Here is a 14,198-nt window from a genome sequence, read left to right as displayed (position 1 = left end):
GATGGTCTAACGTCACCGCGATCAGGGTCAGCGACCGCCGCATTGTTCGGCTCCACGAACCGGGATCTGTTGCATCACTCCCCCTGCCCCGTCGTGCTGTGCGGTTGAGCGGCACCGCTCGGGCCGGCGTCCTGCTGCCAGGACGCGGCTTCGGCGAGGCTGTGGAAGATCCAGAGGTGTCAGTAGCGAAAGTCGGCGCCGGCCGATGAGGTGGCGAGGAGCGCCGTTGCCGTGGTCGCACTCGGCCCGGCCGGGGCCGATGAGCTAGCGGTGGGCGGTGGTGGCGGCGCGGACTGGTCATTGCGATCGAAGAGGATCGCCACCAGCGCCGCGGCGGCCAGCACCACCGCGACCGCGAGCAGCACGGCAATGATTGCCCAGCGGTCCGGCACCCGAGGGAATCTCGTTGTCACGGCACGACATCCTCGATCGGTTCCCGCGGTCCCTGGTCGAGCCGGAAGGGTGGATAGTCGTCGGTCAGCAGCGCCGAATACGCCAGGACGCGGTAGAACCACCGGTTCACGCCGAGGACGAAACCGAACAGCCCGCGCGGATAGCGGCCGGTGAACAGCAGGGCGACCGCGGCGATCAGCACCAGCACGCCGATCAGCGGAATCGTGTTGTTGCCGTTGCCCGAGCCACTACCGAGTACCACGCCGCCGCTGAACAGGGCGGCCAGAATCAAGTAGTGCGGGATGGCGAGCAGCCACCATTTCACGAGAGCGAGCCCGCGCGAGAGCTGTTCGGGGTAATCGATCTCCAGATCTGCCGGGTAGTCGGTCTGCCGCAGGGTGAACGGCGGATACCTGTCGGTGCCCAGTGCCGCGTAGGTGTAGAACTGCACCCGCCAGGACCAGCGCATCACACCCACGCTGAAGTCGAACAGGGAGCGCGGGTAGCGCCCGGTGAACAGGATCGCGAACCACGCCACCACCGTGACCGCCCAGAAGGCGATCCACAGGAACAACAGCACGATGTAGTGGGGTATCGCGAGGATCCATTTCACCAGCCACAGCCAGCGGGAGAGCGGTTCGTCCAGGTCGCCGCGCAGTCGGACGGAGCGGACGGTGGAGGGTTCGGGGTTCATGTCGGTCTCCTGTTCGGAACAAAGGGTCGAGCACGGTCTCGAGAGGGAATCCGGTGCCGGACTTCAGGATCGGCGCTCCGTGCGCGGCGCCCTGCGATGCCCGTCGGCCAGTACCCGGGTCAGGAAGGCGCCGGTCACCCACGCCATGGCGGCGGCCATGGCCGCACCGCCCAGCGCTCCGATGGCGGCGGTGAGAATCGGCGGCTGACCCGGCTGCCACAACGGCGGCGCCACCACCGTGAAGGCGATGAGCCCACCGATCCATGCCACCGCGTTGGCCAGGATCCACAGTGCGGACCGATCACTGAAGCGGCGCAACACCGTCCACTGCGCGACGCCGATCGAGGACACCACGATCAGCGAGCCCGCCACGGCCACCGGAGCCTGTGCCCATGTGGGCCACGCGCCGAATCGCTCGCCGTAGAGCATGGGCAGCACACCGATCGACCACGCCGCCACCGCCCCGGCCGAGGTGACCGCTATCCATTCGCGAATTCGTAGACAGGACAACAGTGTTCGCAATACCCGGGCCTGGAAGTACCCGAGGACGGCGCCTTCGACGGCCCCCGCCGTCAGCATGACGGCGGCAACAGTCGCCCCACTCGCGTGTGCGATGAGCGCACCCGCGAGTGCCGGCACGAGGAACCCGAGGAATTCTCCGGCGGTCACCGTGGCGAACCACCGTGCGCGCACTTCGCGCGCCGCGGGCACCGCCGACACGGGCGCCGTCGGCTCGATCACCGCGCCGGAAGGCCGTGTCCTGTCCGCCCCCAGCGCATGTCGCAGTCCGTTCGGCAGCCGCACGGCCGCCGCCCCGATGCCGTGGCGCCCGTACTCGGTAACCATTGTGTCCTCCGTCCGCGAGCGCGTCGATCCGCCCGCCGATCCGATCGTCCGCCGCGACCGGGCACCCCGGACAGAAGCCGAAGTCCCACGCCCGACGGTCTTTCGCCGCTGCCGGTCCACCGTCGGCGACACCGTGGGCAGGACCTTGGTCCCGCAGGTGGCGTGATCTCTGGCTGCCCGACCGTGGCCCCGAGCACCGCAGACCTACTCGGCCGGGCGCTGCTGCCGGGCTCGCACCGCGGTGAGCAGTTCGGCTATGGCGCTGTGGATTCCGTCGGCGAGCACCTCGAGGTCCGGCGTGGAGTCGTAGTCGCCGGTGATGCCGAAGGTGAGCTGATCGCCGTAGCTCAGGATCGCGATGCCGGTGCGCAGACGCATGGCGATGGGAATGGCCGGTATCAGCTCCAGGACCTCGCGACCCAGCATGGTGAGGGTGCGGCGCGGGCCCGGGACGTTGGTCGCTATGGTCGTCACGCCGCGCTGCGGGAGATGCGACCACAGCCGCATGCCCCAGGCGACCGGAGCGAACGGGAGCCGGCCGGCGAGGGCGAGCAGCGACTTCTCGGCTTGCGCCGCCCCGCCGGACTTGTGTCGCAGCATCCGCCGGTGGATGGTGGTGAGCCGTTCGACCGGGTCGTCCAGATGCAGGGGCAGCAGGGACAGAACCGCCGAGACACGGTTGTCGAGAAACGTTTTCGCATCGGCAGCGCGCATCGACACCGGCACGAGGATCCGCACGCTGTTCCCGGTGGGTTCTTCCCCGCGCCCGAGCAGGACAGCCCGATACGCCGATGTCACCGCGGCCAGCACGACGTCGTTGACCGTCGCGTCGAAGCCGTGGCCGATCTCCCGGATCTCGCTGAGCGAGGCTCGCGCGATCGCATAGCGCCGTTGCCTGCCGATCGGACCGTTGAGCGAGGAGGCCGCGGGCGTGGAGACGAGAGCGGCCGCCACCGGAACCAAGCTGCGGACCAGGCCCAACGCATAGCGTGGCACCTCCACGGGCAATCGGAGCCCGGTGACCGCCCAGTCGAACCAATTCCCGCCTCCGGCGGCATCGGTGTCCGGCGCCCCCTCCTCCCGGCTCTCCACTTCCGTTTCATCACAGAAGCTTTCGAACAGGTTCACGCCGGAGACACCATCGACCAGACTGTGGTGCGCCTTCACGATCACGGCCCAGCGCCCGCCCGCGATGTGGTCGATGACGACGCACTCCCACATCGGATGATCGCGGTCCAGGCGCTCCACCAGCTCGCCGGCGACGAATTCGCGTAAGGCGGGCTCGTCGGCAGGCGCGGGCAGCGCGCTCCACCGGATATGGTGGGCGAGATCGAAATTCGGGTCGTCCTCCCATACCGGTACGGCCAGATCCAGTGGCGCACGCCGGACACGTTGCCGCAGGCGGTCGTTGGCCGAAGCCCGCGCGGCCAGCATCGCCGTGAACTCCGCACGATCGGGAGGCGCACCGGCCAGGATCGCGACTGCGGCGATACCGAGGCTGATATGCCGGTCGGAGTCCTCCAGTTCGATGAATCCCACGTCCAGCGGCTGTAATTCGGTCATGACCGACACCTGATCTTCGATTACGCGCGCACGACGACCGTCGGGGTCTCGACGTTGTGCAACACGGTGGAACTGGTGGAACCGAGCAGCATGCCCGTGAAGCCGCCGCGGCCGCGGCTGCCGATCACGACCAATTGCGCGTGCTCGGATTCCTGGAGCAGAGCCTGACCCGGGCGTTCCGTCACCAGCATGCGACGGACCGGCACGTCGGGATAGCGTTCGCCGAACCCGGCGAGCCGCTCGGAGAGCAGTTCGTTCTCCTGCGCGCGCAGCGGCTCCCAGCCGATCAGCGGCACGTATGACCCGAGAACGTCGGTCCAGGCGTGTAGCGCGGTCACCCCGACCTTGCGCACCGAGGCCTCCTGGAACGCGAATTCCAGTGTGGGCACGCTGTGGGGTGAGCCGTCGATACCAACCAGCACCGGCTTCTCCGCCGACAGCGGATCGGCCGCAGCGGTCGCGTGGATCACCGCTACCGGGCAGTGCGCGTGCCGGGTGACCGCGTCGGCCACCGAGCCGAGTAGTCCGCGCCGGATCGCGCCCAGTCCACGGCTGCCCATGGCGATCGCACGAGCGTGACGGGACCGATCGAGGAGATAGCCGATGATGGGTTCGCGAATCACCTCGGTCGTGATCGGCACGCCCACACTCGTCGCCGCGGCGCGCACCACGCGGCCGGCCTCGTCGACGATTCGCTGACCGTCCCGATCCAGCAGCGCCAGGTCGGTGTCTCCGAGCAACTCGCCGGGGATTTCGCCGACGGGCAGCGAGATGGAGGTGACGAGGTGCAGTCCGCAGCCGTGCAGATCCGCGGCCACCGCGGCCCACACCGCCGCCTGGTACGAGGTCGCGGAGCCGTCGACGGCGGCAATGATGCGCGACATCGGTTGCCCGGCAACAGAACTGGGATCCGTGCTCATGATCGCTATCCTCCCGATGGTCTGTGGTGACTACGTGCCGATGGGACGGCCGAGCCCGCGCAGCTCCGCCTCCCAGCGTGCGGCGTGCAGACGTTCCAGCAGCTGCGTGACGCACCAGAGCAGCGCGAGTACTCCCAATCCGGCTCCCATGAGCAGCGCGACACCGGTACCGACGCCGTCCCACATCGCCATCTCGGGTTGCCGCGGCGGGTCGGTGACCAGGCCGTCGGGGCCGACCCAGATCTGCACCGTGTCACCGACCTTCGTATCGTGCCGGATCTCGATCGTTCCGGTCGCGAGGTTCCCGTCGTGCTGCCACTGCACCTGTGACTCGAAACTCGCCGGCTGCGCCGGACCGGCCGGCTGGACTTCCTTCGGCGCGGTCAGAACCGTCGCCTGGACCGTGGTCTTCGAAGCGTTCGCGACGCTGATGTGAGCGGCGCTGCGGGTGTACGTCTCGGTGCCGACCGCGGCGGCCACCGGCACGGCCAGCAGCAGCAGGACGACCACCAGCACACGCAGCACCGACTCCCAGCGGTCGGATGCCCGCATGAGCGGATTCGTGTTCCACGGCCGCATCCGCCACACCCGCCACGGCAGTGAGCAATTGTGCGACATGGCCTTACACCTCGTCCCTGGAGTTTCTGGTCTGCCCGTTCAGCATCCCGCTTCCGAGGCCGCTCGGTGACGGCCGAAAGTCACCGATCCGCCGGTCCGAGGTCGCCGGTCTGGTGCCGATAGGCCGCCAGCGCCGTCGGCCAGCGCCGTCGGCCAGCGCCGGAAACAGCCGATCGGCGCCGATGCGGGCGGTGAGCCCGGCAGCGTCGAGCGCCGACCGTTGATCCTTCTTGACCCTCGCCATCGCGAAAACCACTCCACGAGAGGCCAATTCGGCGCGGAGCTGGTCCACGGCGTCCAGTGCGGTCCGATCGGCCTCGACATTGACCTCGGCGGCAGAGCACCGGAGCGCGCGAAGTCAGCGCATCGCACTGTCCAGGACGAGCACGCCGGCGCTGAGGAGGGCGATCGCCTTCAGGGCTTCGAGGGCGACATAGGCGTAGTGGCTGCGTGATCGCGGTCCCTCGTGGCCCGCCAGCACCGCATCACTGCGCCGGGTCAGCCGGGGACGCACGAAAACCAGTTGCACGACCAGTGCGCCGATCGCGACGGCGAGGACGCCGGTCGTCGCGACACCGGGGGGATCGGCCCAGACGGCGGCGAGGATGAGGATGGCGAGCAGGGATTCGACGCCGTTGAGGGCGCGGAAGACCAGGCGGCCGATACCGAGTCCGATGGCGAGCGTGACATTCGGGGCGCGAAACTTCAGTGGCGCCTCGATGAACGAGATGGCCAGCACCATGCCCAGCCAGAGGAAGACGGCGGCGGTGATGAAGGCACGGGCGGTGGTCATGGGATCGGTCCTCTCCGGCTGGTGATCATGATCGCTGCCAGCCCCGGCGCGGGACGCGGGCACCGAGTCGGTCGGTACGGGAGCGATAGACGATATAGGGGCGGGTCAGGTAGCCGAGCGGGGCCGAGAAGACGTGCACCAGCCGGCTGAACGGCCAGAACGCGAACAGAAGCAGCGCCGACAGGGCATGCAGCCGGAATCCGATCGGGGCGGCGGCCATCAGGGCCGGATCCGGGTGGAGATAGAACAGGGACCGGAACCAGGGCGACACCGTTTGGCGGTAATCGTGCGGGTGACCGGTGAGATTGCCGAGCACGGTGGTGCCGAGCCCGAGTGCGACGGTGCCGATCAGCAGCACGTACATGGCCTTGTCATTGCGGGTGGTGGCGGAGAACACCGGTCGCACGGTACGGCGGCGATAGAGGAGGATCGCCGCGCCCGCCAGGGTCATGACGCCCGCGACGGTACCGAGCCCGACCGCGACGCTGTGATAGGCGAACTCGGTGATTCCGATTGCGGCCGTCCAGGACTCGGGCACGAGCAGGCCACCGATGTGCCCGAGAACCACGAGCAGAATGCCGTAGTGGAACAGCGGGCTGCCCAGCCGGAGCAGACGGTGCTCGTAGAGTTCCGAGGATCGCGTGGTCCAGCCGAACTTGTCGTAGCGGTAGCGCCAGGCATGGCCGACGACGAAGACCGCGAGAGCCGCGTACGGCGCCGCGACCCACAGCAGCAGGTCGAGCGTGCTCACGGGATCGGTGGCGGGCGCGCAGAGCGGGGCGGTCATGGGCGGGCTTCTCCGTCGCAGGTGTGGCCGGGTGGGGCGAAAGGCGCGAGTCCCACGGACTCGAGGGGCGGTCCGGCGGCGGCGAGCCGGGCAACTCGTCGTCGCTCACGGGAATTCAGGGCAGGCAGGGTTTCCGTGATCGAGTCGAGCACGCTCGCCCACGGGGAACCGGCGTCGGCCAGACCTGCCCGCAACAGTTCGATCGCCGGGCGGAACTCCCCGAGCACGCGCTCCCCCGCGACGGGGCAGGTCGCGGCGAATTCGAGCACGACCGACAGGTGATCGGGTAGTTCGCCCTCGTCGAGGACCAATCCGGCGCCGCGATAGGTGTTCTTGAGGCGCAGCAGAGCCATGCCGCGATTGCGGGTGTCGCCTTGGGTGAAGTAGGTCAGGTAGGGACTGAGCCGCTTGTGGTGGTCGAACGCGGCGACATACCCGGCGGCCAGATCCAACGGCGGTGTCGCCGCCACGTGGTCGGCGAAGGACTCCAGCGACGGCCGCCAGCTCGCGGGCAAGGTCCCGATACCTCCGCGCACCAAGGGAAGCCGGCCGGTCAGTGTCTCGTCCGGGTAGCTCAGGAGCAGGGATTGGAGCTGCCGGGCCGTCGTGCGGGAGGTTTCGGTCATGATGTCGTGTCCTCGGTCGACGCGCCGGCCGGAGTGCGGCGGGGCGCGAACAGGCCCGCGGGCCGGCCCTTGCCGTCCCAGTTGAGCAGGTTGACCCGCGCTCCCTTGTCCACCGGTGCGGCGATGGTGTCATCGGTCTGCCGGGCGCGCAGCATCCGGAAGTTCTCCACCGCCAGCGGCGACGCGGCCCCGGAGCTCTCGCCGAACGGTCCGGAGCCGCCCATGCCCGGGCCGTCGTCGTAGTCGAGGCTGCAATCGGTGGCGAGTTCCTCGAGGCTGTGCGCCTGTTCCGCGTGCGCGGGCGGAATCACATATCGCTCTTCGTATTTCGCGATGGCCAGCAGCCGGTACATGTCGTGGATCTGCTCGCCACTCATGCCCACGGCCGCGGCGATCTCCTCGCGGGGCTCCCGGCCCAGGGTGATGTCCCGCATGTAGGACCGCATGGCGGCCAGCCGCCGCAGTACGGCCGTCACCGGCGCCGGATCGCCGGCGGAGAACAATCGGGCGAGGTATTCCACCGGTATGCGCAAGGCTTCGATGGCGGCGAACAGGTTGCGGTGATCCTCGCCGTCGTGGCCGGTATCGCGCAGGATGTCGGAGACCGGGGACAGGGGCGGGATATACCAGACCATCGGCATGGTGCGGTATTCCGGATGCAGCGGCAGTGCCACCCGATAGGTGTTGATCAGGGCGTAGATCGGTGACCGCTGGGCAGCCGCGATCCAGTCGGCCGGAATTCCGGATCCTTCGGCCGCACTGACGACGGCCGGATCGTTCGGGTCGAGCAGCAGCGCACGCTGGGCGTCGTAGAGATCGGTGTCGTCGGGAGTGGTAGCGGCCTCGAGCACCCGGTCGGCGTCGTAGAGGACCAGTCCGATGTAGCGCAGCCGGCCGACACAGGTCTCCGCGCACACCGTCGGCAGCCCGACCTCGACACGTGGGAAACAGAACGTGCATTTCTCCGCTTTGCCGGTGCGGTGGTTGAAATACACCTTCTTGTAGGGGCATCCGGACACACACATGCGCCAGCCGCGACAGCGGTCCTGGTCGACCAGCACGATGCCGTCCTCGGAACGCTTGTAGATCGCGCCGGAGGGACAGGAGGCCGCGCACGCGGGGTTGAGGCAGTGCTCGCAGATGCGCGGCAGATAGAACATGAATGTCTGCTCGAACTCGAAGCGGACCTTGTCCTCGATGCCCTTGCGTATCGGGTCGTCCCGGCCGTGTTCGGGTGCGCCGCCGAGATCGTCGTCCCAGTTGGCCGACCAGGTGATCTTGGTGGGTCGGCCGCTGATCAACGACCGTGGCCGCGCGACCGGGGTGTTCGGTTGCAATGGCGCGGTGGTGAGTTCGGCGTAGTCGTAGGTCCAGGGTTCGTAGTAGTCGTCGAGGCCGGGCAGGGTCGGGTTGCTGAAGATGGTGGCCAGTTTGCGCCAACGCCCGCCGCCACGCAGGCGCAATCGGCCGCGGCGATTCAGCATCCAACCGCCGCGCCACCGATCCTGGTCCTCGTAGCCGCGCGGATATCCTTGTCCGGGACGGGTTTCCACATTGTTGAACCAGACGTACTCGGTGCCGGACCTATTGGTCCAGGTCTGTTTGCAGGTCACCGAGCAGGTGTGACAACCGATGCATTTGTCGAGGTTCATCACCATCGCCAGCTGAGCCATGACACGCATCAGTAGGTCACCTCCTGGCCGCGGCGACGGATCACGGTGACCTCGTCGCGCTGATTTCCGGTCGGGCCGAGATAGTTGAAGGCGAACGACAACTGGGCGTAGCCGCCGATCAGGTGGCTGGGTTTGATCAGCAGCCGGGTGAGCGAATTGTGGATTCCGCCGCGTTTGCCCGTGGTCTCGGTGAGCGGCACGTCGATCAGCCGGTCCTGGGCGTGGTGCATGTACACGGTGCCCTCGGGCATGCGGTGCGAGACCACCGCCCGGGCCGCGACGACACCGTTGCGGTTCACCGCCTCGATCCAATCATTGTCCGCTACCCCGATTTTCGCGGCGTCACGGTCCGACATCCAGATGGTCGGGCCGCCGCGGGAGAGGCTGAGCATGAACAGGTTGTCCTGATATTCGGAATGGATCGACCACTTCGAATGCGGAGTCAGATAGCGGAGAGTGATCTCACTCGCCCCGCTCTGCCCAACCTTCGGCTCGCCGCTCTGCCCAACCTTCGGCTCGCCGCTCTGCCCAACCTTCGGCTCGCCGCTCTGCCCAACCTTCGGCTCGCCGAAGAGCGCAGTCATGTTCAACGGCGGCCGGAACACCGGAAGCTGTTCGCCCAGTTCGATCATCCAGTCGTGGTCCAGGTAGAAGTGCTGGCGGCCCGTGAGGGTGTGCCAGGGCTTGAGGCGTTCGACATTGATGGTGAACGGCGAGTACCGGCGTCCGCCGGACTCGCTTCCGGACCACTCCGGCGAGGTGATCACCGGGACCGGCGCGGCCTGGGTGTCGGCGAAGGTGATCTGCTTGCCCTCGTGTTCGGCGGCCAGGTCGGCGAGCCGGGTTCCGGTGCGCTGCTCCAGTGTCCGGAATCCCTGGGTGGCGAGATGGCCGTTGGTGGTGCCCGAGAGCGCGAGGATCGCCTCGCACGCATCGATCTCCCGGCGCAGGGCAGGCCGCCCGTCCGCGGGTCCCCCGCGGACCACGCCGTTCTTGTGGGCCAGGTAGTCGATTTCCCGCTCGACCCGGTAGGTGAGGCCCTTCGTGGTCGCGCCGAGGGTGTCCAGCAGCGGCCCGAGTGCGGACAGCTTCGCCGCGACGGCCCCGTAGTCACGCTCCACGACGGTCAGCCGAGGCATGGTCAGACCCGGAATCGGTTCGCACTCACCGGTTTTCCAATCGCGTACCACACCGTGCGGAGTCGCCAGCTCGTCCGGAGTGTCGTGCAGCAGCGGCGTGGCCACCACGTCGCGGCGGACGCCGAGATGGCGGCGGGCCAGCGGGGCGAAGGCCGCCGCGATCGCCTGGAACGCCGCCCAGTCGGTCCGGGTCTGCCACGGGGGCGCGATGGCGGGATTGAACGAGTGGACGAACGGGTGCATGTCGGTGGTGTTGAGGTCATGCTTCTCATACCAGGTCGCCGCGGGCAGCACCACGTCCGAGAACATCGTGGTACTGGTCATCCGGAAGTCCACGCTCAGCAGCAGATCCAGCTTTCCGACCGGTGCGTCCTCGCGCCACACCACATCCCGGGGACGCGTCCCGGGCTCGGCCTGGCCGGCGCGCAGCGCGGAATCGGCCCCCAGCAGATGCTTCAGGAAGTACTCGTTACCCTTGGCCGAGGAGCCGAGCAGATTGGCGCGCCAGACGCTGAGCACGCGCGGAAAGTTCTGCGGCGCATCAGGATCCTCGCAGGCGAAGCGCAACCGGCCCGACTTCAGCTCGGCTACTACGTATTCCCCGATCGGCTGTCCGGCCCGGTCCGCGTCGTCGGCCAGATCCAGGGGGTTGCGATCGAAGGTCGGATAGGACGGCATCCATCCCAGCCGCGCCGCCTGTGCGATCACATCGGCGGTCGTCATCCCCGCCAGTGCGCCGCCCGAGCCCGGCGCGGCCAGCGTTTCCGCACCGAACCGGTCGTAACGGAACTGATCGGTGTGCAGGTACCAGTAGGCGGTCTGGATCATCTGCCGCGGCGGCCGCGCCCAATCCAGCGCGAAAGCCAGTTGCGCCCAGCCGGTCACCGGACGGCACTTCTCCTGGCCCACGTAATGCGCCCAGCCGCCCCCGTTCACGCCCTGGCAGCCCGTGAGGGTGGTCAGCGCGAGGAAGGCCCGGTAGATGGTGTCCGAGTGGAACCAGTGGTTGGTGCCCGCGCCCATCAGGATCATCGACCTCCCCCGCGATTCCTCGGCGTTGGCGGCGAATTCACGGGCGATGCGGGCGGCCGCGGCGGCGGGGACACCGGTGATCGGTTCCTGCCAGGCGGGCGTGCCGGGTTCGGCCGGATCGCCGTAGCCGGTCGGCCATCGGCCCGGCAGGCCGGCCCGGTGCACGCCGTACTGCGCGAGCAGCAGATCGTACACGGTCGTCACGAGGTGACCCCCGATCCGGCGCACGGGAACGCCACGCCGCAGCGTGGCGTCGGGAATGTCGAAGCGGGGCAACGTGACTTCGACGGATTCGCCACCGGCGAGCGTCAGCAGGGGATCGACGTCGCCGAGGTCGAGATTCCACTTCCCCGCCCCCTGATCGCCGTAGCGGAAGCCCAGTGACCCGTTGGGGATCGCGACGCGCCCGTCCGCACCGAGCACGACGGTCTTGAACGCGGCGTTCTCCTCGGCGGCGAAGCCGTCCAGATCGGCCGCGGTCAGCGACTTTCCGGGCCGGTAGGCGTCGCCCTCGGGCACCAGCCGCACCAGGAAGGGCAGGTCGGTGTAGCGCTTGACGTAGTCGTCGAAGTAGCCGGTGCGCTTGTCGACGAAGAACTCCCGCAGGATGACGTGGCCCATCGCCATGGCCAGTGCGCCGTCGGTGCCGGGATGCACGGCGAGCCATTCGTCGGCGAACTTCACATTGTCGGCATAGTCCGGCGCGACCGCGATCACCTTCTGCCCGCGATAGCGTGCCTCGGCCATCCAGTGCGCGTCCGGTGTACGGGTCACCGGTACGTTGGAGCCCCACATGATGAGATAGCCCGCGTCCCACCAATCTCCGGACTCGGGCACGTCGGTCTGGTCGCCGAACACCTGCGGCGAGGCCACCGGCAGATCCGCGTACCAGTCGTAGAACGAGAGCATCGTCCCGCCCAGCAGCGACACGAATCTGGCCCCGGAGGCGTGCGACACCATCGACATCGCCGGAATCGGTGAGAAGCCCGCGATCCGGTCCGGGCCATAGGTTTTGATGGTGTGCACGTGCGCGGCCGCGATCAGTTCGGTGGCCTCCTCCCACGAGGCCCGCACCAGGCCGCCCCTGCCACGCGCGGACTTGTAGCGGCGCGCGGCCTCGGGGTCGGTCACGATCCGCTCCCAGGCGAGCACCGGATCTCCGGTGTGCGCCTTGGCTTCTCGATACATCTCGAGCAGCAGACCGCGGATGTAGGGATAGCGGATCCGGGTCGGCGAATAGGTGTACCAGGAGAAGGCCGCACCCCGCGGACATCCGCGCGGTTCGTAATCGGGCCGATCGGGTCCCGCGGTCGGATAGTCGGTCTGCTGGGTCTCCCAGGTGATGATGCCGTCCTTGACGTACACCTTCCAGGAGCAGGACCCCGTGCAGTTGACACCGTGGGTGGAGCGCACCACTTTGTCGTGCGCCCATCGGTCGCGGTAGAACTCGTCGGCTCGGCGGCCGCCGATCTGGAACAGGGTGCGCCCGTCGTCGGAAATGTCGGCGCGAGTGAAGAATCGGCGCGTCCGTACCAGCGCGTCGGTCAGGCCGTCGTCCAGTCCGGGGGTCCCGCTGCCCGACTCGGCGGGCGCGGGCACGTCATCGTGCTGTGTGCGCCGCCTCATGCCGCACGCACCGGACGGGCGAGGTGGACGCGATGCCGAACCGTTGTGAGGGTGAACAGTCCGGTCGCGGCGGCCACGACGGCCAGGGCCGCCAAACCCGCCGCGTAGGAACCGTAGTGGCCGTACACCGCGCCCATGACCAACGGCGGCACGAAGCCGCCCAGCCCGCCGGCCGCGCCCACCACACCGGTCACCGCGCCCACCCGTGGGCCCGGAACCAGCTGCGCCACCAGCGCGAACACCGCGCCCGTGCCGGCGCCGAGCGCGGCGGCCATGGCGAGGAACGCGATCGTCGCGACCGGCCCGAGGACCGGCGTCGTCGCCTGAACCGCAGCGGCCACGCCGACCACTGTCATCGCCGCGGACAACACCCGCACGGGCCCCGCGTGATCGGACGCCCACCCGCCCAGCGGGCGCATGAGCACGGCCAACAGCACGAATCCGGCCATGCGCATCGAGGCGTCCGACTGTGACAGGCCGTAGGCCGTCTTCAGATAAGCCGGCAGATACACCGAGAACGCGACGTATCCGCCGAAGGCGACCGCGTACAGTACCGCCGCCTGCCAGGTCACCGCCATCCGGCCGACCGCGGACAGCCTGCGCGGCAACGACTCTCCGGGTCGAACCCGATCCGGGGCGTCGCGCAGCACCAGCGCCGCCACCACGGCGTACAGCGCCAGCGCCGCCGCGGTCACCAGGAACGGTGTGGCGAGCGAGCCCGCCTTCACCAGTCGCACGGTGGTGAGCGCGCTGATCGCGGTGCCGCCCATCCCCGCGCCGAACACTCCGATCGCCAGCCCGCGCCGCTCCGGTGGGAACCAGGCATTCACGAACGGCACCCCCACCGCGAACGCGGTGCCGCCGATGCCGAGGAAGAATCCGCCGGCCAGCAACGCCGCCAGTGAATCGTGACCGACCAGGCCCACGAACAGCACGGGCACAATGGTGGCCGCCGAGACCAGCGGAAACATGACCCGCCCACCGAGCCGGTCGGTCAACGCCCCCACCGGGATCCGTCCGAGCGACCCGACCACCACCGGCACCGCCACCACGAGCGCCTGCTCGAAGGCGGTGAGCCCCAGCGATTCCTGGAACCGCGGGCCCAGCGGACTCAACAGCGCCCAGGCCCAGAAGTTCACCGCGAATCCGGTGGTGGCCAGAACCAGCATCAGGACACGCCGCCCGGTGCCCGGTTCACGATCCCCGTGAGCACCACGCCGAGCCGACGCGACTTCCGGTTCCGCCGGCTCATGTGCCGTAGTCATCATCAGGTCCCTCATCCACTTGTCGCAGCTCGCGCCCGCCATCGATCCGGCGGGCCTTCCCGAGCCTCGCGCAGCCACCGGCAGGTTCAGCAGAGTCGACAGGTCGTACTCGAGATGACCATTTCCCCTAGGTATCCGGCCTCGGCGATCACGGTGCCATCTGCGTAGGCGCACAACAGGGACCAAATACCCTGTGCCACAGGAGCAACGACCGTATGTCCGA

The 14,198-nt window shown here is 68.6% G+C and carries 11 protein-coding genes and 2 pseudogenes; all 13 read right to left on the bottom strand.

The features are described from left to right. Window positions 1-179: 179 nt before the first annotated feature. Window positions 180-413 (bottom strand): hypothetical protein, encoded by a 234-nt coding sequence (locus ACIRRA_RS15625; RefSeq protein ID WP_402767815.1) that lies wholly within the window; start codon window positions 411-413, stop codon window positions 180-182. Beyond that, a pseudogene (locus ACIRRA_RS15620) lies at window positions 410-1,075 on the bottom strand (DUF4389 domain-containing protein); the annotation flags it as partial. The gene ACIRRA_RS15625 and the pseudogene ACIRRA_RS15620, both read right to left, overlap by 4 nt. A gap of 75 nt (window positions 1,076-1,150) precedes the next feature. Then, window positions 1,151-1,933, bottom strand: coding sequence for a hypothetical protein (locus ACIRRA_RS15615; protein ID WP_402767814.1), 783 nt, complete (start codon window positions 1,931-1,933; stop codon window positions 1,151-1,153). Between the two features lie 204 nt (window positions 1,934-2,137). Next, a complete protein-coding gene (locus tag ACIRRA_RS15610) occupies window positions 2,138-3,496 on the bottom strand; it encodes a wax ester/triacylglycerol synthase family O-acyltransferase (RefSeq protein WP_402767812.1) in 1,359 nt (452 codons plus the stop codon). 20 nt (window positions 3,497-3,516) lie between these two features. Further along, on the bottom strand, window positions 3,517-4,416 hold the full coding sequence (locus ACIRRA_RS15605; RefSeq protein WP_402767810.1) for a universal stress protein: 900 nt from the start codon (window positions 4,414-4,416) through the stop codon (window positions 3,517-3,519). 30 nt (window positions 4,417-4,446) lie between these two features. After that, window positions 4,447-5,034, bottom strand: coding sequence for a hypothetical protein (locus ACIRRA_RS15600; RefSeq protein WP_402767808.1), 588 nt, complete (start codon window positions 5,032-5,034; stop codon window positions 4,447-4,449). 130 nt (window positions 5,035-5,164) lie between these two features. Beyond that, window positions 5,165-5,368, bottom strand: a pseudogene (locus tag ACIRRA_RS15595) (sodium-independent anion transporter); the annotation flags it as partial. Between the two features lie 24 nt (window positions 5,369-5,392). After that, the gene (locus tag ACIRRA_RS15590; protein WP_402767806.1) at window positions 5,393-5,827 is read right to left on the bottom strand and encodes a hypothetical protein; all 435 of its coding nucleotides are present in this window, start codon (window positions 5,825-5,827) and stop codon (window positions 5,393-5,395) included. Window positions 5,828-5,852: 25 nt separating this feature from the next. After that, window positions 5,853-6,614, bottom strand: a complete 762-nt coding sequence (narI, locus tag ACIRRA_RS15585; protein WP_402767804.1) for a respiratory nitrate reductase subunit gamma — start codon at window positions 6,612-6,614, stop codon at window positions 5,853-5,855. After that, on the bottom strand, window positions 6,611-7,240 hold the full coding sequence (narJ, locus tag ACIRRA_RS15580) for a nitrate reductase molybdenum cofactor assembly chaperone (RefSeq protein ID WP_402767802.1): 630 nt from the start codon (window positions 7,238-7,240) through the stop codon (window positions 6,611-6,613). The genes narI and narJ overlap by 4 nt, the downstream gene beginning before the upstream one ends. Then, the gene (gene narH / locus ACIRRA_RS15575; RefSeq protein WP_402767800.1) at window positions 7,237-8,922 is read right to left on the bottom strand and encodes a nitrate reductase subunit beta; all 1,686 of its coding nucleotides are present in this window, start codon (window positions 8,920-8,922) and stop codon (window positions 7,237-7,239) included. The genes narJ and narH overlap by 4 nt, the downstream gene beginning before the upstream one ends. Continuing rightward, window positions 8,922-12,710 (bottom strand): nitrate reductase subunit alpha, encoded by a 3,789-nt coding sequence (locus ACIRRA_RS15570; RefSeq protein WP_402767798.1) that lies wholly within the window; start codon window positions 12,708-12,710, stop codon window positions 8,922-8,924. Before ACIRRA_RS15570 ends, narH begins: the two co-directional genes overlap by 1 nt. Next, window positions 12,707-13,879: an MFS transporter gene (locus tag ACIRRA_RS15565; protein ID WP_402767796.1), complete on the bottom strand. Its 1,173-nt coding sequence runs from the start codon at window positions 13,877-13,879 to the stop codon at window positions 12,707-12,709. Before ACIRRA_RS15565 ends, ACIRRA_RS15570 begins: the two co-directional genes overlap by 4 nt. Window positions 13,880-14,198 lie beyond the last annotated feature (319 nt).

The sequence above is a fragment of the Nocardia sp. NPDC101769 genome (genome assembly GCF_044766925.1).
GTDB lineage: Bacteria > Actinomycetota > Actinomycetes > Mycobacteriales > Mycobacteriaceae > Nocardia.
This window is presented reverse-complemented; position numbering and strand designations above follow the sequence as displayed.